This is a genomic window from Pseudomonas sp. TSRC2-2, assembly GCF_049897785.1.
GTDB lineage: Bacteria > Pseudomonadota > Gammaproteobacteria > Pseudomonadales > Pseudomonadaceae > Aquipseudomonas.
On record NZ_JAFCWZ010000006.1, the window covers coordinates 327,284 to 345,161 of the forward strand.

19 protein-coding genes are annotated in these 17,878 nt (G+C 52.5%); 10 read left to right on the forward strand and 9 right to left on the reverse strand.

Annotated elements, in window-relative coordinates; translation table 11 throughout:
- The first annotated feature begins 9 nt into the window (after positions 1–9).
- The 7 genes from ACP7D9_RS14755 to ACP7D9_RS14785 all read left to right on the forward strand — a co-directional run bounded on the left by ACP7D9_RS14755 (position 10) and on the right by ACP7D9_RS14785 (position 5,279).
- A complete protein-coding gene (locus tag ACP7D9_RS14755) occupies positions 10–717 on the forward strand; it encodes an urease accessory protein UreD (protein WP_223863002.1) in 708 nt (235 codons plus the stop codon).
- Positions 718–963: 246 nt separating this feature from the next.
- The gene (locus tag ACP7D9_RS14760; protein ID WP_227493139.1) at positions 964–1,239 is read left to right on the forward strand and encodes a hypothetical protein; all 276 of its coding nucleotides are present in this window, start codon (positions 964–966) and stop codon (positions 1,237–1,239) included.
- Positions 1,145–1,945 carry an urease accessory protein UreF gene (locus ACP7D9_RS14765; RefSeq protein WP_199862411.1) on the forward strand — a complete coding sequence of 267 codons (801 nt, stop codon included), beginning with the start codon at positions 1,145–1,147 and terminating at the stop codon, positions 1,943–1,945. Before ACP7D9_RS14760 ends, ACP7D9_RS14765 begins: the two co-directional genes overlap by 95 nt.
- Positions 1,946–1,969: 24 nt before the next feature.
- On the forward strand, positions 1,970–3,514 hold the full coding sequence (locus ACP7D9_RS14770; RefSeq protein ID WP_023092980.1) for an ABC transporter substrate-binding protein: 1,545 nt from the start codon (positions 1,970–1,972) through the stop codon (positions 3,512–3,514).
- 481 nt (positions 3,515–3,995) lie between these two features.
- On the forward strand, positions 3,996–4,313 hold the full coding sequence (gene tnpA / locus ACP7D9_RS14775) for an IS66-like element accessory protein TnpA (protein ID WP_003284819.1): 318 nt from the start codon (positions 3,996–3,998) through the stop codon (positions 4,311–4,313).
- Positions 4,310–4,645, forward strand: coding sequence for an IS66 family insertion sequence element accessory protein TnpB (tnpB, locus tag ACP7D9_RS14780; protein ID WP_003284817.1), 336 nt, complete (start codon positions 4,310–4,312; stop codon positions 4,643–4,645). Before tnpA ends, tnpB begins: the two co-directional genes overlap by 4 nt.
- Before the next feature lie 61 nt (positions 4,646–4,706).
- Positions 4,707–5,279, forward strand: coding sequence for a hypothetical protein (locus ACP7D9_RS14785; RefSeq protein ID WP_023092978.1), 573 nt, complete (start codon positions 4,707–4,709; stop codon positions 5,277–5,279).
- An 18-nt stretch (positions 5,280–5,297) separates the two neighbouring features.
- On the opposite strand, the gene ACP7D9_RS14790 is transcribed toward ACP7D9_RS14785, so the two are convergent.
- On the reverse strand, positions 5,298–5,519 hold the full coding sequence (locus tag ACP7D9_RS14790) for a helix-turn-helix domain-containing protein (protein ID WP_023092977.1): 222 nt from the start codon (positions 5,517–5,519) through the stop codon (positions 5,298–5,300).
- 103 nt (positions 5,520–5,622) lie between these two features.
- On the opposite strand from ACP7D9_RS14790, the gene ACP7D9_RS14795 reads away from it, so the two are divergent.
- The 3 genes from ACP7D9_RS14795 to ACP7D9_RS14805 all read left to right on the forward strand — a co-directional run bounded on the left by ACP7D9_RS14795 (position 5,623) and on the right by ACP7D9_RS14805 (position 8,004).
- The gene (locus ACP7D9_RS14795) at positions 5,623–6,213 is read left to right on the forward strand and encodes a hypothetical protein (RefSeq protein WP_023092976.1); all 591 of its coding nucleotides are present in this window, start codon (positions 5,623–5,625) and stop codon (positions 6,211–6,213) included.
- Positions 6,210–7,610: a DEAD/DEAH box helicase gene (locus tag ACP7D9_RS14800; protein WP_023092975.1), complete on the forward strand. Its 1,401-nt coding sequence runs from the start codon at positions 6,210–6,212 to the stop codon at positions 7,608–7,610. Before ACP7D9_RS14795 ends, ACP7D9_RS14800 begins: the two co-directional genes overlap by 4 nt.
- A gap of 91 nt (positions 7,611–7,701) precedes the next feature.
- Positions 7,702–8,004, forward strand: a complete 303-nt coding sequence (locus tag ACP7D9_RS14805; protein WP_023092974.1) for a hypothetical protein — start codon at positions 7,702–7,704, stop codon at positions 8,002–8,004.
- Between the two features lie 247 nt (positions 8,005–8,251).
- Here the strand turns inward: ACP7D9_RS14805 and ACP7D9_RS14810 are convergent, their stop codons facing one another.
- The 8 genes from ACP7D9_RS14810 to ACP7D9_RS14845 form a co-directional block, all read right to left on the reverse strand.
- A complete protein-coding gene (locus tag ACP7D9_RS14810; protein ID WP_071560078.1) occupies positions 8,252–8,698 on the reverse strand; it encodes a hypothetical protein in 447 nt (148 codons plus the stop codon).
- Positions 8,688–11,042, reverse strand: a complete 2,355-nt coding sequence (locus tag ACP7D9_RS14815) for a hypothetical protein (protein WP_125864148.1) — start codon at positions 11,040–11,042, stop codon at positions 8,688–8,690. Before ACP7D9_RS14815 ends, ACP7D9_RS14810 begins: the two co-directional genes overlap by 11 nt.
- Positions 11,039–12,568, reverse strand: a complete 1,530-nt coding sequence (locus ACP7D9_RS14820) for a site-specific integrase (protein WP_146050526.1) — start codon at positions 12,566–12,568, stop codon at positions 11,039–11,041. The genes ACP7D9_RS14815 and ACP7D9_RS14820 overlap by 4 nt, the downstream gene beginning before the upstream one ends.
- A 6-nt stretch (positions 12,569–12,574) precedes the next feature.
- Positions 12,575–13,774 (reverse strand): tyrosine-type recombinase/integrase, encoded by a 1,200-nt coding sequence (locus ACP7D9_RS14825; protein WP_023092971.1) that lies wholly within the window; start codon positions 13,772–13,774, stop codon positions 12,575–12,577.
- Between the two features lie 249 nt (positions 13,775–14,023).
- Positions 14,024–15,010 (reverse strand): hypothetical protein, encoded by a 987-nt coding sequence (locus ACP7D9_RS14830; RefSeq protein WP_426158188.1) that lies wholly within the window; start codon positions 15,008–15,010, stop codon positions 14,024–14,026.
- Positions 15,011–15,139: 129 nt separating this feature from the next.
- Positions 15,140–15,544: a hypothetical protein gene (locus ACP7D9_RS14835; protein ID WP_426158190.1), complete on the reverse strand. Its 405-nt coding sequence runs from the start codon at positions 15,542–15,544 to the stop codon at positions 15,140–15,142.
- A gap of 22 nt (positions 15,545–15,566) precedes the next feature.
- Positions 15,567–16,292 (reverse strand): hypothetical protein, encoded by a 726-nt coding sequence (locus ACP7D9_RS14840; RefSeq protein ID WP_426158192.1) that lies wholly within the window; start codon positions 16,290–16,292, stop codon positions 15,567–15,569.
- Between the two features lie 407 nt (positions 16,293–16,699).
- Entirely contained in the window at positions 16,700–17,827 is a 1,128-nt protein-coding gene (locus ACP7D9_RS14845) for a DUF7146 domain-containing protein (RefSeq protein WP_426158194.1), read from the reverse strand.
- Positions 17,828–17,878: the final 51 nt, after the last annotated feature.

Genomic DNA, 17,878 nt, shown 5'->3' on the forward strand with positions numbered 1-17,878 from the left:
GTTTTGCCCATGGAGTCAGAATCTGGTGCGCTAATATACGTGCAAAACGCGGCAGGATCAGTGTTTGGCGGTGATCGCCTGCATGTTGCCGTACACCTTGAGGCTAGCGCTGAACTTTGTCTCTCAACACCGTCCGCAACACGCCTGCAAGGTGAAGCGCTATCGATACAGACGACCATGATTGAGCTGAGCGAAGGAGCCTTCTTCGAGTACATCCCGGATATGATAATCCCGCATGCGCAAGCGGAACACAGGCAGCACACATGTATTGCACTGGCAAACGGAGCCGAGGCCATTTTCATGGAGAGTTTCGCGGCTGGCCGGGTGGCGAGAGGCGAGGAGCACCTTTATCGAAGCTTCTCGACGCGCCTTCAAGTCAGTTTTAGCGCACGCCCTGTGCTTGTTGACGCTTCGAGTTTCCGTCCTGGGGAGGCGAGTCCGGCCTTAGAGGGGGCGTTAGCGTCGAGTGGTTTTGTTGGGACCATATTCGCGTTGTCCCAACAGGGCGACCATGAGGAATTGGCGACTCTTATCAGTCGACGGTTGGCGTCCTTACCGGGTGTGTATGGTGGTGCAGCTGCGTTAGCCTCAGGCTATGGTGCGGTGGGACGTTTTCTAGCTGACGATGCGCCAAATCTTCGGATGGCGACGCAGGTGGCTTGGGATGTCGCCCGTCGCCACATGCGCGGCCGTCCCGCTCCACTACTAAGAAAATGAAGAGGGATAATGCTTTTAGTAAATAATATTCTGGGCCACGTCAACGACCAGGATTTTTCCGGTCGTCAGACGGACCGTGTATGGATTGCGTCGGCCGACGCGGGTCGCCGCCGGTTACGCACTTGCAGCGAGGGGGGCGTAGATCTAGGCATCGAGCTGCCCCGTGTGAGCTGGATGTTTGACGGCGCAGTTCTGCATGATGATGGGATGTGTATATTGGTCGTCTCCCGCCGCCCCGAACTGGTAATGGTAATCTCGCTCAACGAGCTGGGCCCTGAGGCGGTGTTCCGGATTGGCCACGCTCTTGGGAACCGTCACAGTCCTGCGGAGCTACACGGTAATGAGATCCTTGTACTGGTGACCGATACGCCTGATCTTGTTGCGAGATCGGTCCAGGCCCTCGGATTGCGTGAGCTAACGATACGCTTTGAAGAAAGACCTTTTGCGGCTGCAAGACCTCCAAATGGTGTGGGGGCTGCACACGAGCACCATCACCCCGTCGCTAATTCTGACGATGCTTGAAGGCAACCTAGCCGTGCGCGCTGGCCCATTGTTGTCCCTTATGCAACTTGCCGACTCCGCGCTGCCGATAGGCAGGCACGCCCATGCGTTCGGCCTTGAGCGAATGCTTCGGGATAAGCGCGTGACCACGCCAGACGCGCTCCGTGAAATGATCGTCTCGGCCTTGATTCATGGCAGCGCCCGCGCAGACGGTGCGGGGACCGCGTTGGCTCATACGGCATTTGTGGATCGGAACTTAGAGGATCTGAAAGCAGTAGATGCGCGGCTTGACCTACTGAAGTTGACGGCTCCAGCACAGGTGGCCTCACGTCGCTGTGGAAGTCGCCTAGCGGTGTTAGCACCGTCACTTCATGCAGACCCGATGTTGGCGGAATACGCTACCGCGGTGGCGGGCAAGGTTACGCCGGGTCATCTAGCGGTCATATCAGGAGCCCTGGCGGCGGCAATGGGGGTTAGCCGTGAGAATGCTGTGCTAGCTGAGCTGAGAGGTGTGGCTACGATGATTCTTTCGGCAGCCGTTCGCCTGGATGTGCTTTCGGCCACGGCGGCCCAAGGAATGATGGTAGCTCTTTCCACGCAAATTATCGCAGCGGCAGAGATCGCGCTTGTAACTCGCCCGGATGAGATGGAAGGTGGCGCCGCTGTGGGGCTAGACATAGCAGCTATGCGCCACGCTCGTGAGCACGGTCGGCTATTTGCAACTTGACAATGCTAATTAGGACGCACCCATATGAATGAAGACAAGATTTTGCGCGTTGCGCTTGACTGGGCTGTGGACGAGGTCGATCCGCCCCGATCATTCGGGGGTTGGAATACAGGCCGCGTGGTTCATCAAACACATGAAAGCCTGTTTGAAGATGACTTCGGAGAGTTACCCGCTTCGGACGGCGCGCCCACCAGCCTCGTTCCGCGACTAGCGACCCATTGCATAACGTCACCAGACGCCCGTCGTTATACTTTTCGAATCAGAGAAGGGGTTCGTTTTCATGATGGGTGTCCACTCGACGCGGAGGCTGTAGTTATCAACTACGAGAGAATGTGTTGCGCAACCTCGCCCTTTTTCTCTCCGGTTGTTGCGGACTTCAATCGCATGGGCGTTGGCCTCATTGAAAAAGTTCACGCTTTAGACTCGATGACCGTAGAGTTCAAGTTTTCCGAGCCGTTTCCTGAATTTCTGCGTTACATGACCCAAGAAGACGCACCCGGTGCTCAGTCGCTGATTAGTCCGGCGGCCATTCGCAAACTCGGTCCTGATGGTTGTGCCGACAAAGCTCCTGGTACCGGTGCGTTCCGGTTTCATTCTCGTTTTGAGACGGATGGAGGGTCTGCGGTAGAGCTGCGGCGGAACGATGACTACTGGGCCGGCCCGCCACAGATAGAAGGGATCCGGTTCCTACCTTTTCCTGACCGCAAGGCTCGCGTCCGGGCATTGGTTGAGGGGAAGGTGGATGTCGCCTATAGCTTAGAGGGCGCTGACCTTGAGGAACTGGCGGCGCTAGGGTTCACCGTGCCCTCATTTAACCCACCATATCTCTGGTATCTGGTATTTAACTTGCGCGATCCGCTTATCGCAGATTTGCGCGTTCGGCAGGCAATTGCGTACGCTATTGATAGAGAGTCATTATGCGCTGAGTTATTTCCGGGGGCGGCTGTTCCGGCGCATAGTGCGCTATCTCCAGGCTCCCCTGCTCATGACCCGCATGCAGCAAATCGCTATGTCTACAATCCCGAGCGGGCAAGGGAGCTCTTGGCCGAGGCAGGGGCAAACGATGGCTTGGTTTTGGATGTCATTGCGGCGCAAGCGGGGTCTGCGCAGCTCGATCCAGGGGCCATTTATCAGCGGCTCGCGCTCGATCTAGCCAAGGTTGGTATTCGCTTAAATGTAACGCTGCATCCGGATTGGGTAGCTTACTGCAACCAGTGGCGTGAGGGGGCGCCGTCTGGCATTGCATTCAGTGAAATGAGCTGGGGGATGTCGTGCGATCTATGGCTATCACAGATCCTACATGGGGCAAATCAGTCTCCCCGAGGTTTCAACGCTGGGTATAACAATGACCCTCATCTCGACGGATTCTTGGATCTCGCTCGTGCTACGATTGACTCGTCGGGAAGAGCCGCGCTATACAGGGCAGCTGATGCAAGGGTCATGGAATCACTCCCGATTCTTCCCCTGTTCACGTCCCGTCGAGGTATGATCGCGTTTTCGCCCAGGGTGAAGGGGCTCACCGTCGTAAACCAGTGTTGGCAAGACTTCCGAAAAGTTAGGCTCGAATGACCGAATCGTTCCTGGTCAAACATGAGTCGGCAAGCGAGCTGCTGGAACATGGCGCGCGAAGAGGGCTTTAAGCAGTTTGCAGGCAAGCGGATCAAGCTGCACCTTGCATATGCATAGAGGTGCAGCGGCACCATAGCTCTTAAATAAGCCCAGGCTTTTTGATGCAGCACCTAATCGGCTCGGGGTGAACGGCTGCCCGTTTCATTGCGCTTCGGTTATCTAGCCTTTCTCGATATCAAGCTCGTGCGTTGGAGAATCCATGGACAACGAAGGAGATGCGCTGCGGACTTCCATGGTTATGCAATTAGCCTGGATCCTGAGTTAACACCGCTTCGGCGTGGCATGTGTCTGAAAAGTACCTCTAAAAAACAGCACTCAAAGGTAAGCGTCCAGCCAAGTCACCTTCCGAACTCCAGCATTAAGGGCGATGGTGTCCGCGTATTTTTAAGCGGACGCGTTCGTCCTTAACGTTAGGATTTCCATGCGCCAACGAAGCTCTTACCCCAAACCGTTCAAGGTCCAGGTCGTTCAGGAATGCCTACAACCGGGTGCGACCGTCTCCAGCGTTGCCATCCGCCATGGCATCAACGCCAACGTCATTCGAAAATGGCTACCGCTTTACCGAGATCAGCTACCCGCGGTGTTGCCGGCGTTCGTTCCATTGAGGGCTACGCCCAAACGGCCGACTGCAGCATCGGTGATTATTGAGCTATCGCTTGGCGAGCAGTCAGTCACAGTGAAATGGCCAGTGTCCGATCCTGACGGCTGCGCCCGCTTTGTCCGGGGGCTTGCCCCGTGATCCGCATCGATAGCATCTGGCTTGCCACTGAGCCGATGGACATGCGCGCCGGCACCGAGACCGCATTGGCCCGTGTAGTGGAGGTATTCGGTGCGGCGAAGCCGCACTGTGCTTATCTGTTCGCCAACCGCCGCGCCAATCGGATGAAGGTGCTGGTGCATGACGGCGTGGGAATCTGGCTGGCCGCGCGGCGTTTAAATCAGGGCAAGTTTCACTGGCCAGGCATCCGTCATGGCTCGGAGGTCGAGCTCGAGAGCGAGCAGCTTCAGGCTTTGGTGCTCGGTTTACCTTGGCAGCGGGTTGGTGCAGCCGGTGCGATCACAGTGCTGTAGCGCCGGCCATTAGCCCATCGCTTTATCTGCGCTGATCGCCTGCTCTGGCACAATCAGCGGCATGACTTCCTCGTCCAATCTCGACCAACTGACACCTGAGCAACTGCGCGCACTCGCTGCGCAGTTGCTGTCGCAAGTCGACACACTGGGTAAGACGGTTGAAACGATGGGCAAGAAGATCGACCGCGATCAAACCGTCATCGAGCAGCTCACCCATGAAATCGCCTGGTTCAAGCGACACAGTCTTGATCCGGCTACAGGGCTGGGCAGCGGCAAGCCCCACGACCCGGAGAAGAAGCGGCTGTCGGAAATCATCGAGGCGCTCAACGATATCTTCGGTGCCGAGGTGAGCGATGAGGATCAGCTGCAGTTCCTCACCGGCATCGCCAATCGCATCAGCCGTCAGGAAGATGTGATGGCTCAGGTGAACAATCACTCGGTCGAGCAGGTAATGCACGGCCTGTTCCCCAAGCGCGTGCTGGACACCGTGCTGGACGCTATGACCGACCACGAGAAACTCTCGCTGGAAGTGCTGGATAATGAGACCAAGAGCCGGGCGTTTGCGTTGGTGATTTTGAAGATGCTGACGCAGCAGGCGGGGCTGGGGCAAGGTAACAGTGGTACAGCTGTCTGACCGTATGACGTGGTCGGGTTAAATGTCAGATGATTGTGGCAGAAGGCTTGAAGGCTCGCAGGCGAGTTCGCCTGCGATGCGGAATAGCTTCTCGACGGTGATGTTGACCTCGCCACGTTCGATCCGGCCTATGTAGCTACGGTCTATATTGCACGCCAGCGCTAGTGCATCCTGGGAAATACGGCAGGCCTTCCTTTGCACTCGGATGCGTTCCCCTAACGCTTTCGCCAACTTATCCATGACCGTCTCAATTCAATTTGAGGCGGCACTATCGTGCGTTTGCGGATGCACAGGCCACGGACTATAATCCGCATTTATTTGCGTTATTTCTTCTGGTGCCTCAATGAAATCGGCCTCGTTTATCTTCGACAGGCGTCTGTATGAGCTGCTTCAGGAGCCAGGGCGTACATCGTTTACGACCCGCGAGCTGCGCGATGCCTATGCCGCTCGCTTGAGTGGCACACAATTCCGTATCGCCGATGTGCGACGCTATGTGTATGAGCAGATTCGCCGATTAGTGCGTGCGGGCTGGGTTTCTCCGGACGAGGACCGCCGTGTTCGAGGGCAGGTCTACCACCTGCAGCCGATTCCGGCACACCTGCAACTGGAACTGATCGACAACGGTTTTGAGAACAGCCTGATGGCTTCCGGAGTGCCCGAACCTGACAAGGCTGTTCGCGACCTTGAGGCTTTGTCGCTTAAGTCGTCAGCCAATACGGATTTGCAGTTGGAAGCGCTCCACAAGGAAATCCGTTTGGACTTTCTCACTTCAATGGGCGAGGCAGAGCGATTCAAACTGCTTCTGGACGAGATGCCGCATTTGCGGAGCAAGGTTGAAGGCGATTATCTGGAGGCCAGGGATCGCAGTTCTCGCCTACTGGGGCATCTGCGCGCCATAGAAAAGACCCTCAAAACGCTCGCTGCGCCACGATGAGCAGCTCGCTACGGAGCTGGCAGAACAGCTGCATCACTCGGGCGTTGGAGCACTTCACCGTCACGCCGCACTTCTTCTGCCAGGCAACGCCGGGAGCTGGAAAGACGCGCATGGCTGCAGAACTGGCCATCCGACTGCTTGAGCAGGACAGAATTGATTTGGTGCTGTGCTTTGCGCCGTCCTGCCAGGTCGTGGAGGGTTTTCGTTCGACCTTTGCGGCTGTGCTAGGCAGGCGTCTCGACGGCCAGATAGGTGCCGTAGGCGCGGCTTATACCTATCAGGCCATGGAATACCGTGATGAGGGATTCTGGCAGCTTCTTGATGACTACCGGGTGTTCGTGGTCTTCGATGAGATCCACCATTGCGCCGGCCATGATCCGCTGCTCAGCAATGCCTGGGGGCAGCAGATACTGCATCGGATACAGGATCGGGCTGAGTTCACGTTGGCGCTGTCTGGTACGCCCTGGCGTTCCGACGACAAGGCCATCGCATTGGCTCGCTACTCGTCGCCCGAAGGGCATTTGATCTGTGATTACCGTTATGGCTTGAAAGATGCCATTGCCGACCGCGTGTGCCGATCCCCTCGTATTGTTCTGCTCGACAATCAGAAGGTGAAACTCACGGAAGAGCTTGGTGCGGATAGCTCCGTTAGGCTGTTTCCCAGCATCGCCAAACTGTTGGGCGAGTCACCGGTCACCTATGAGGAACTGCTGCGCCATGATGAGGTGATCAATCCAATCCTCGACCTTGGCTGCAGCAAACTGAGCGAGCTACGCCAGATCAAGCCTGATGCCGCCGGTTTGGTGGTGGCCACCGATATCGAACACGCTCAGCAAGTAGCTCAGGCTTTGGACGCGATGGGTGAAGAGTGCCGTATCGTTACCAACAAAACACCGGATGCGCAGCACGTGATCAACGCATTCCGGAGCAGCGCCTGCCGATGGATTGTCGCCGTCGGAATGATCAGTGAAGGCACAGACATTCCCCGCCTGCAACTATGCTGCTACCTAAGCCGTATTCGAACCGAACTGCATTACCGGCAAGTGCTGGGGCGGGTGCTGCGGCGCACGAGTGAATCAGATGATCAGGCTTGGCTATTCATGCTAGCGGAACCGACGCTTCAAGGCTTTGCGGAGCGAATCGCAGATGACCTGCCGGATGACTTGGCAGTTTTGAAGGATGCGCAGATATCTGGTTTTAATCCAGACTCCTGGCCTAGGCCGATAGAGGCCATGGGGCATGTTGAAGGTATCGGCAGTGGCGGGGCAGGCGGCGCAGAACCAAGTGTTGTATCGCCGGCTACGAACAGAATTTCGCTAGGCGGCTTTGCTATGGAGCCCGCTTACCAGATCAGCTTTTCCCAACACTACAGGCAGCAGCTGCTCGCTTGTTTTTGATGCTAAGTCAGCCGAGGGTGATCGAAAGTTACCTGTGTGTGCATGAGAGCATATCCGGCTGGTGCCGCGTGGAACTAATCGTGAGGTGCGTATGGAGATCAAGTCGCCGGCAATGGTCGATGTAGTTGAGGATGTAATCTGCGACGTGTGCCGTTCTGGTACACGGATTCCGGACTATGGTCTTCAATACGGCAAGCTTGAAGCCCAATGGGGATACGGGTCGCAGCATGACGGGGAACACTACCGGGTGCATCTCTGTGAGCCTTGTTTTTTCAGGGTCTTGAGCGGGTTGCGTCGCGAGCGTATGGTTAATGGTATGTTCGAGGATGAGCAACCATTTTCCTCAGAGGATTTTGGCTTGGTCAGCAAGGGTAACTACTGGGAAAAGAGCTGATGGCTGAAAGAGGTATACTGGCCGAGGAGTCTTTCAAGAACCGTGCTGCCGCTATCGCATGCCTCAATGTTGCCATGAATTGCAAGTGAACCGCCCCGGAAATCCCTGAGGCTCCTTGGTGTGAGTCATGCCGCCTGGGCAGACTCGGTCGTTTGCTGATAGTAATTCGCTTCGGCTTTTGCCGGTGGGATGTTTCGATGATGATTTTTCAGAACATCCTTAGCTGGCAACGCTTTTTCGGCTCTTGCTATTTTTGGCGATCATTCAGCTCCGTAACCTCAGCTGTAGGGAGCGCTTGTAGTTTGGAAAGCCGGCTCCGGGCTTCCTCCCAGGCAGGAAAAAATCGTCGCCAAGCGGTCATTCCTCCAATTTCACCGACCGAGAGAAGCATCGCTTTGTGGGAGGCAATGAGCAGCTCTCGGTCCTCCTTCAATACTTCATTTTCTTTCAGCAGCCGAGCAACTCGTGCCTGGAGGTTGGTTCGAGACGTTTTGTCAGTCCTTTCCATCAGCGCACGCAACTCCTTCTGCCGTGTCTGATAGGCTTCAACGAGCATTATTCTATCTGAATTACGCGTTAAATCACTTGCATGTTTGAAAGGTGAGTCAGGTAGCCGAGTAATCGAGCGCGCGGTTATTGTGACATTGTCATCAAGCATGCCTTTCAGAAGAAATTCTAGTAGTTCAAGTTTCATTCTTTTCTCTTATTAGTGCGGAGTCTATCAATGTCGTTCCTCTTGCCATATCTACGGAACGATAGAGATTTTGGCCATCAGGAAATGGATTGCTGCCCGGAGCGGTTGATATAACTTTCTCTAAATTTGATAGACTAGTTTCAGCGTGATTTAATTGATTTTGCCACCCAAGACCTCTAGCCTCTGTAGGCGTCTCTTTTATCAAGTCTACTATTTTCTTCAATCGCCCTCTTAACTTCTCTAGGCTCTGGTTTTCCTCATCAACTCCTGAGCGAGTCAAATGCCGGCAGCCGTTGTAGCACTGAAGGTGCTTTGGGCAGGGATCCACTGTGAAGCTATTAACGCAAAAGCCATAAGGTGTCGCATGGAGCCCATCCGCCTCTGCGGACAAAAACTGGAAAGCTGCATCATCACCCATTTCTTTTTGAATCTCTAAAAACTCATCAACTATCGGCCCTCGTATCTTATTGGCCATTATCATGCGCAGTGTTTCCTGAGCGCGAGGAGCAATAGCTTCCGCACCAGCGGGTAGATCAATATTATCAAGTTCTTCTGCCAGACTACGATGATCATAAACATAGCTCTGAGCGACACTACGGCGGTTGAAGCGTTTAGTAATAATGGTGTCTGCAACTCCTAGTCGAAATAGCTCACCATTTTGCAGGTGGCGCAAGGAGTGCGTATTCAGGCTTAGTGCTCGATCTTCTTCAGTCTGACCATAGCGAGCAAAAATATTATTTGACTGACCTCCAAGATGTAGATGGAGGTCAGAGGGTGACGCACGTCCTATAGAGAAGTATCGAGTGACATCCAAAACCCCACCATTACGCTCCTCAATTAAAGGGCGGATAGGCATCAGATACATAAATTCCGACGAAGGAAGAAACCTGCCACCTTGTAGTTTGAAGGGCGTGGTATGTGAGATCTTTGTTGGCATAGCCTCTCTCACCATGTCCTCAACTTCAGAAACTAAAAAAAAGGCTTCCTGCCAAACGGTGTTACCTACCTGCGGAGAGCCGTCGACTCGCCTAACAACAATCGGAAGTTTGTGAAAATATTTCTTACAGCCGTTGGATACGCCATGTTGTGCTATTAAATCTATTTGCTGCTTGACAATTAACTCCAGATATTGCGGATCTAAATTTTCTCGATATTTTTCTATTAACTCATCTGGCGGTGGTAAGGAAGCAAGCCAAATCGATCCAGTAAGGCGGCTATAGATATCCCATGCTGGCACTAATGCATCTAGAGGATACTCTGGGATAAGTCTTCCTGTTTCGATCTGACGGCGAAGGCGGACACGGAGCGGGGCGCTTAGTCGCTCCGCATTCGTAAGCACCTCTTCAATGAGACTCTCGAAAATTTTTGGAATGTTCTGCGTAGTCTCATAAAGCACGACTCCTTCAGAGTCTTTATCATCACCCTGTTTTTCAGCGAAATGACGAATTGATAGCGCTCGCGAGATACCACCTAGCTCGCCCGCAGGTCTACCATCGATGGTAATGTAGTCATGTGACCGCTTCCAATCCAGAGGCAGCAAGGTGTTCTCGCCAACCCGAAATCCACAAGCAATTTGGATTTTGATCTGATTGAATCGCATTGCATCTGAAAATGTTCGGGGGGTTTCTGTAAAAACTATCCGGACAAGTTCCCAGAACGCCTTCTCATCGGGTAGGCGAGCAGCAGATTTTCTTTCAGAAAGCTCTGTCCGAACCTTCTCCGTTGCTCGATATGTATTGTTACCTTTACGTAACTTTGAAACATTTTTATCAAGATCTATTTGCTCTGGATAAGGCGCGCAAAATCTTGATAAGGGTGACTGATCCGAGATGTGCAAGCCGTCTACAAGATTGCGCACAACCATACATACATTGGCGGCCAATTTCCCTGAACCACCAAGGCCAAGCGCCACGTTATAGGACAATTGGACTGTGTCAGGAGAAAGCTCCCATGGGGCTTCGTTTGCAGCACAAGTCGCAACAAGGCGCAGTGCACGCCCAATATTGTTAAGTGCGTGCCCAGGTTTATTACGCTTCACCAAGAGTTCGTTAAGTAGTACCGCTTGGTAAAAATCACACCACGGTTTGGAAAGGCGCTTAATGGTAACTGGTTCGAGGCCTTGGCGCGCGCGGTAGCCGTTCAGTGAATCCAGCGCATTTGAGTCAGGCCCCAGACTTGAGTGCCAGAAATATGGGGGAGAGGGGAGTCCACATAATGTTGCGAGATCCCAACGCGCGGTCTTGATTATCTTACCTTGAAGGTCTGCCGAGAGATCCCAATCTAGACCGCATGACTCAGCAAGTGATTTACCACTTTCAATGTACTTATTGAAAAAGCTATTCACTCAACAACCTCTGTCTTTATAATCTTTACCTCATCCGCAACACGTAAAGCAGCGTGGAACATTCGCTTTAGCTGCGTATAGGCTGGACTCTCCTCGTTGTTTCGTGATGCATTTGCAAAATCAGTTACAACAGGGCGCAACTTTTCTACGACCTCTAGATGAATCGCAGAGTCTAATAGTGGCAAAAATCTTCTGCACGTGTAGCAACTCAAGATCGGATTCATTGTGCAGAGCGATTGTCCAGCGGAGCAACCTCCAATGCCAGCAATCGGAATTCCGTGGGGGACACCTGCTATTTGCTGATCGGACGGGAGTCGCATGAGAGCTGCTTTGTCAATTACCCTAGTTCGTGCAACTTCTGCAACATTTGAATAGATGGGCGAAAGCGCCAATGCCTGATTTACGCGTTCGGCCTGAGTAGGCGAGGCGTTGAAGTAGACATTGGCTGATAACGTGGTGGCGTGAGTCATGAACTCTGAAAGAGACACATGGCTTACACCAGCGTCTACCATTCGTTGCGCAGCTGTATGCCGTAGATCTGTCGCGACCCAGCGCTCACCAATAATATGCTCGGAAAGATCTCCGATCGCGATAGAGACCTGCACCGGTGTCATGCAAAAGTAAAGCTGCCCTAAGGTACTGTTTTCATGCAATCGTACAGCGCCAGCCATCTCGCTATATGATCTGAATATAATTGCCCATTCACTTTTTATTTTTCGCGTCACCAACCTGCCTCGCTTAGAATTCCTTTGCTTTCCAACAGGCACTGAAACATGCAGCGAATTCATATTGGGCGACCTAACGTCACTAGCTTTAATCTTTGCTATTTGGCCAGATCTGAATGCATATTGATGGCTCAATATCATCAAGCAGGCGTTCCTTAGATCTAGAAGATCTAATTCATGCGGCGCGCCATCCGACCTAGATACCTCCAGCTTTTCTGCAAGATCATCTATATATGAAACGATAAGTGATTGATCACTAAGAGGCAAAAAACATTCTTGATTTCTGACTGTTCTATATTGGTCAACTTTAGGCGAGGGGAGGAGGCTTACGTAATCTCTGTAATGCGAACACCAAAAACCAAGCGATAGATTACATAACGAGTGCACCGCAGTTCTCGTTGAAAGCGCAACCATGTACGTCCACCCCCGAAAACCGGCAACCCAGTAGTCACGAAACTCTGGCGGCGACATATAAAATGCAGATATGATATGTTTTGGCTCGCTAAGCAAGGAGCCTATAAATATGCCAACTGATACAGCATTCAGCCGAGAGAGCATGTCCCGCGCTAGATGTTTGAATAACTCCCGCTCGCGGACTGGAACCTTCTCAAATAGAAGTCGTGTCTTTCTCCCTTCTATCTCCAGAACCCAAGTATCCGCAGCCGTATCCGTGACAACTCGAAACTCACCAGAAAACCCATCGTAGTACCGAATAGATCTGTGCAGCGTGGGCAGAGAAATCTCTTTTTTTTCTCTTTCCTGCGGCGCGGAAAATAACTCTAACTGGCCAGGCACTTTCACTCCCATCTATCCTAACTCTCTCAAGACGCTAATTATCTTCTCATACTTGTCGCTCCAGACATCTGCATGCTCTGATTCAAAGTATGCTCGAGCGTAATGCCTAGGCATATCAGAGCTAGCTGACCAACCAAAGAACACTCGCAACTTCTCAACTGCCGTATCCAGGTCATGCCCCGAATCCAAGTAGCACTTAAGTCTATAGACGGCGCAAGTGTGGCGAAGATCGTGAAGAGTCACATTGTTCTTTCCGCGAAACTGCAAAGCTCTTCTCGCAGCCGGAGACAATCGACCCGAGGCCACTTCAAATATACGTTGTAACTGACGAAGAGAAATAGGTTTTCCTTTCTGTGAGCTTACTAAGTAACCATGGGATTGTTTTCTAGGAGTTCCTAAGACTAAGCGATCGTTTATCCGCAATAGCTCTTGGGAAATTGGCAATTGACGTCTGGACTGTGCATTCTTAATGCTAGCCGCATCTCGGCGAGGATCCACTTCGACATATGGGTTCTCTCGTACGCTTATCCAACTCCGATCATCATTGGCTACGTAATCATATTCAGATTGAATGGCATCAATTGCAAGAGAGGCTACTTCTCCTCGCCTCAACCCAGATGCAAGCGCGCAAATAAACACAAAGTAATTTCGCCAGCGGTTTTTTTCAGTACGAAAAGGGTTGTCAGGGGAAAGGGGCTCCATAATCCGATAAAGATCGTCAACCACAATTCCCGGCAAGGCTCGAATAGGACCCGGTTCAGCTGGGGGGGATGGATCGAGCTGGCTATATAGTTTTTCCAGATTCTCTAGCCGGCCCTTCATATTGTCGGCGTCTATGCCTCTGGCAAGGTAGCGGAGGATATCGACAATGAATCTAATGGCCGAAGCCCAAACTGTGGAATTGACAATGCCATCGCGTTTGGCCTGATTTCGCAGGACGCTCAAGAAGGCGGCCAGGCCAGCCTCAAGTGCATCGAATTGGCAATCAGTCAGAAGCCGATCAAGGACATCGGCTTGGTGCAGCAGCGCAAAATGCTGGTACAAGCGATCAATCGCGTACAAGCATCGGCTTCGCGTGCTGTCTTTGAGTTTCGCCTGCAGGACGTCAGCCCAGACAGTCGCCCAATAGCGAGGAACATTATTGCCATCGAGGAGAACCCAGCCGGTCAGGGCCTTGGGTGTTGCGCTGGATCTGAGGGTTTGACAGGTCATGCCGTATCGTAGTGAAGGAAAATCTCCTTGGAAAGCCCGGAACAGGCGGCTTCAGCGCCCATGACTCAGGCATATGCAACACTCTCGAAACGTCCTGTCTTTAACATAATGTACGTTATGCGTAATAGCGATAAAAACGTCCGTATCTATTCCATCTAGAAATAAACAGGTGGAAATTTGACAGCCTATTTTAAAAACTATAATCGCCTGTAAAAGCTCATAAGACGCCACGCCACGCCTGCAGGAGCGTTACCAGGTTGGCCATGGCCGACCACCCCGTTCCCACCGAGCGGCAAGCTCCTCAGGAGTCATAAACCAGGTCTTTTGGGCGCTAGGAATGTCACTAATGCGCGTGAGGAAGCCCTTGTCCTCAGTCACAACAAATGCCGGCAGCATCAAGAACCGATAGAAATCAAAATCAATTCCATCATTTCGACTGTTGGGCGAAACGGGAGAATAGGCACGCTTAGATTTGCGTGTCCTTACCCATTGCCGATAGAGGTACCTTATTTGAAGATCACATCTCGCGCTCATTGACACACCTGCAACTGGACGATCTGCATTTATGGCGGCTAAGGCATCGTCCAGTACTTTACCGTCCAATTCCTTCAAACTATTTAGAGCTTGCAGTTTCTGTTGAAGCTCACGAAGCAAATTACTTAAGGCAAGAGCATGAGCACCACTAAGGCTTTGTAGCTCAGTCATGCGCCTCTTTACTGCTGCAATTTCACGAGCAAAACTATTATCAAATTTTTGAAATTGCGCTGCCCACTCGTCACGCTCTTCCTGTAGTATTTTCTCCAATTTTAATTGGTACTGAGCAGATTTTGGTTCTGATTGGACATTGCAGAGTTTCTGCCATCCGTCCTTTGAAAGCTGCCTCACTTCGACAGGGCACCACGGCTCCTTACCGTTAATTCCAAGCATCCCTAAGACATCCTTCCTCCCAAGGAAGACTGGATATTCGGGGTCTATAAATGTCTCAAGCCCCTGAATCATCCGGCTGAAACAACCATCACTCATCCCGCCGATAGGCTTTGTGACCTGGTTCAAGAGCTCGGCAAATGCCCCATCCGCGAGTGCAAAGGTGTATTCACCAGAGAGAGCCATATTGCAAAATGTACCAAGCCATTCCGGCCAAGCGGTGGTCTCCCCTAAACTACGGGCGACATTCGTATCTAGAATAACTATACACTTATCTAATGGGATAATTTGACGATGACCTGATTTCATCATTTTGGGGCCTTTCGAGCATTAAAGAACAATAAACATAACAAGCTCTGTGCACCCATCCTTCTTTCAAGCCAGTTTTAAGGCAACGCAAATATATAACTCACATAAATAGCGATTTAGTTGAGTTATATTTTACAACTCCAAAAGTTCTAGAATTTCCGATCCCAAAATTTGAATTCCAGTTTCCATACTTGTGAACTCATCAATCCGCCCAATGTATTTGGCATGGTTGTTTTCGAGCCCATTCTTAACACCAATTAATCCAACCGTCAGCGGCAGTCCACGCTCGTCGAAAGACACCTGGCATCGAATCAGCCGGTAAACCTCACCGTCACGCGTGCATTGGAGGTAAGCCCCTTCCCCGAACCCGGCCTCCCCCAAGATCTGGTATGAGATACCTTGCATGATATGGGGCCTTGAAACCAAAAAGCTCACGACGTCTTCCCTGGAAAGATTCTTTGCTTGCTCCCAGCCATCTGGATCTACTGATCTTAACAGCGCCAAAAGCTCAGATCTCACCCGCGCAACGTAAGCCATCACCCTCTCCATCGCGAACCTATTACTCGGCTCGCTGAAAAACCGTCATGGCAATAAGGGCCTTCCCGTCAGTGGTCGGTCGAGTGGTGATTTGCCAACCCGACGCGGTACCCAGATTTCTCACACCGTTTTGCTGCTCACCATAGCGGCGAGCCTTATCTTTCTCCTGCTTCGCAGTCAGCGTCTTTACCCTGTCCGCCTCCCGAACGATGCGGGCCAACCTCGAAAAAACGTTGTCGAGCTTACACTCGCCCTTGGTTTCATCCAGGTACTCGATAACTGCATGGTACGTGAGGTAGATGCGGCCAAAGGTGGGATTATCGACGAAAGGTTGTGGCGGCGGCTCCCCGTCCCATCTCACACAGATGCCTGGATGCTCCTCAAACACCCACGCCTCCCCTTTCTCGACGGAGATGTTGTCCAAGCCGAGGAGTTGTGTCCGGAGCGCGTACGCGTATTGATAGAGCTCTTCTTTTGAGCTGGTCACAAGCAGGAGTCGCTTTACAGCGCCACGGGAAACCACGAGCTTCAAATTCCGTGCGGTTCGATTTGACCCAGCGAGCTCCAGCCAGATCAGGCAGCACCAGGCGCCGTACAGCTCAACAAAGTCCAGGGCATTTGGGCCGAGGACTTTTGACACATTGACGTCGACGGTACGGAAGAAACGATCGTCGCCATTGAACTTGACCTGGTACAGGCCCGGTGTATCGGTAGTTGAGGTGCTGAGCTTGACAACTTTGAATGTCATTGTTCGGATCTCGATTGCGATGCTTGAAGACTCGCACGTCTTACAGGAATGCAAGCGGATGATTCTACCTGACTCTCGGTCAATCTCTGGCCATAAAAAAAGGGCCAGCAATTAGCCGGCCCTTTTGGTTTCTTGCAAGCGGTCGCTCGCGACAATCTTTTCGAGAATGTCAGCGGCCTCCATTGTGTATGGCCCTTCAAAGATGACGTTGAGTCCATCTTGAAGAGCCTTTGCATGGGCCATGATGTACCGCCGTGACGCCGGCACCCGGTACCGGCTTACCAACAGCAATCGGTAATCCCCTGCGGTCCCACTAAAACCGCTAGGCGGTGAGAATGGGTCGAGGGCATTGGCCCCTGGCGAGGTGACAACACGGACTGGGTCATACAGATAAGAGGTGAAGCTCATCAAGCCGCCCTCCTCATCTGTGGAAACCCCATGCATCCAAGCTGCACCAGCACATCATTCCAGTCGACCGACTTTTCTCCGTCCAGCAGCGGCAAAGAGGGAGTCAGTATCTGAGCTTGAATACCCTTCTCCCAGAGACGCTTTTTCAGGTTCATTCCTGCTTCTTCACCGCGGCCGGAACGGTCCTTGTCGATCCAGATCCTGACGAGTTTGGTGCTAGGGCCAGGCTCGAATCCCTCCAACAGCGTAGCGTTCACCAGCGAGTGAACCTGCACTGCGAAGTTGGTACCGGTTTCTATAGCCCAGGCTGTTTCCAGCCCCTCACAAACATCGATCTCTTCCTTGTCCCAGGCCCCAACGAAGATGCCACCGCCAGTTACTAGCTTGTCGGTTGGATACATGCACATTTTCTTGGCACTTTGGACGGGAGCTTTCAGACCCTTCTGGGTTAGAAAGTACCGGTGTAGCGTGATGGGAAGCCCCGCCTTTGTTACTTTCGCGACGATGCCGGGAAAATCACCTTCGAACTTACCATCCTCGTTGTAGCTCGAGAGGCTCGGATGAAACCGAACCACCCTTTCGACGCCCTCACGATCCCAACAGACAATCTTGCGGCTGGCCAAGTACAGACGGGCCGGCTCAGCATCTGGGTGCGTAAGTGGAAGGCTGCCCTTCCATAGCTCATTGAGTTTCTTGCTGTGATAGAGGTTTGAAGCAGCCTCTTTTTCCTCGAGCTCTTTGCGGCGAGCGGCGAGCGCCTTTTCGTTGGCTTGGTTTACCTTCTCCTGCTGATTTTCATCCTCAGTCGATCGGATCCCCAGGAAGCTACCAACGTCGGCTACCGCATCGGCAAAGCCGTAGTTCTTCACCCACATCAGCAAGCTGAAACCATCGGGATACGTTCCACAGGTGTTGCACATGCCGCCGCCGGAGTCTTGAAAGTCCTTACGAAAGAACTTGAACCCATCGCCCCCACGACCAGCCACCCCATGGACAGGGCACTTTGTGTGTCGACCAGGCTTATCAAACGCTCTGGAATCGATCTCAGGGCACAACTCCCTCAAAATCACATCCCAGCCTTTTAGCTTCGCCGCATTTCGTACAACTTCGGCTTTCAAATTTCTCATAGTGCACCTCCAGGTAAGCCCAACTCGGGACTTCCCCAAGCCGCCGAAACG

Excerpts from the sequence above, each read along its gene's own strand:
- tnpA (WP_003284819.1), top strand. The coding sequence starts at position 3,996 with ATGCGCCAACGAAGCTCTTACCCCAAACCGTTCAAGGTCCAGGTCGTT.
- ACP7D9_RS14785 (WP_023092978.1), top strand. The coding sequence starts at position 4,707 with ATGACTTCCTCGTCCAATCTCGACCAACTGACACCTGAGCAACTGCGC.
- ACP7D9_RS14810 (WP_071560078.1), bottom strand. The coding sequence starts at position 8,698 with ATGAAACTTGAACTACTAGAATTTCTTCTGAAAGGCATGCTTGATGAC.
- ACP7D9_RS14770 (WP_023092980.1), top strand. The coding sequence starts at position 1,970 with ATGAATGAAGACAAGATTTTGCGCGTTGCGCTTGACTGGGCTGTGGAC.
- ACP7D9_RS14800 (WP_023092975.1), top strand. The coding sequence starts at position 6,210 with ATGAGCAGCTCGCTACGGAGCTGGCAGAACAGCTGCATCACTCGGGCG.
- ACP7D9_RS14760 (WP_227493139.1), top strand. The coding sequence starts at position 964 with ATGGTAATCTCGCTCAACGAGCTGGGCCCTGAGGCGGTGTTCCGGATT.
- ACP7D9_RS14825 (WP_023092971.1), bottom strand. The coding sequence starts at position 13,774 with ATGACCTGTCAAACCCTCAGATCCAGCGCAACACCCAAGGCCCTGACC.
- ACP7D9_RS14845 (WP_426158194.1), bottom strand. The coding sequence starts at position 17,827 with ATGAGAAATTTGAAAGCCGAAGTTGTACGAAATGCGGCGAAGCTAAAA.
- ACP7D9_RS14830 (WP_426158188.1), bottom strand. The coding sequence starts at position 15,010 with ATGATGAAATCAGGTCATCGTCAAATTATCCCATTAGATAAGTGTATA.
- ACP7D9_RS14755 (WP_223863002.1), top strand. The coding sequence starts at position 10 with ATGGAGTCAGAATCTGGTGCGCTAATATACGTGCAAAACGCGGCAGGA.
- ACP7D9_RS14795 (WP_023092976.1), top strand. The coding sequence starts at position 5,623 with ATGAAATCGGCCTCGTTTATCTTCGACAGGCGTCTGTATGAGCTGCTT.
- ACP7D9_RS14790 (WP_023092977.1), bottom strand. The coding sequence starts at position 5,519 with ATGGATAAGTTGGCGAAAGCGTTAGGGGAACGCATCCGAGTGCAAAGG.
- ACP7D9_RS14840 (WP_426158192.1), bottom strand. The coding sequence starts at position 16,292 with ATGACATTCAAAGTTGTCAAGCTCAGCACCTCAACTACCGATACACCG.
- ACP7D9_RS14835 (WP_426158190.1), bottom strand. The coding sequence starts at position 15,544 with ATGGCTTACGTTGCGCGGGTGAGATCTGAGCTTTTGGCGCTGTTAAGA.
- ACP7D9_RS14805 (WP_023092974.1), top strand. The coding sequence starts at position 7,702 with ATGGAGATCAAGTCGCCGGCAATGGTCGATGTAGTTGAGGATGTAATC.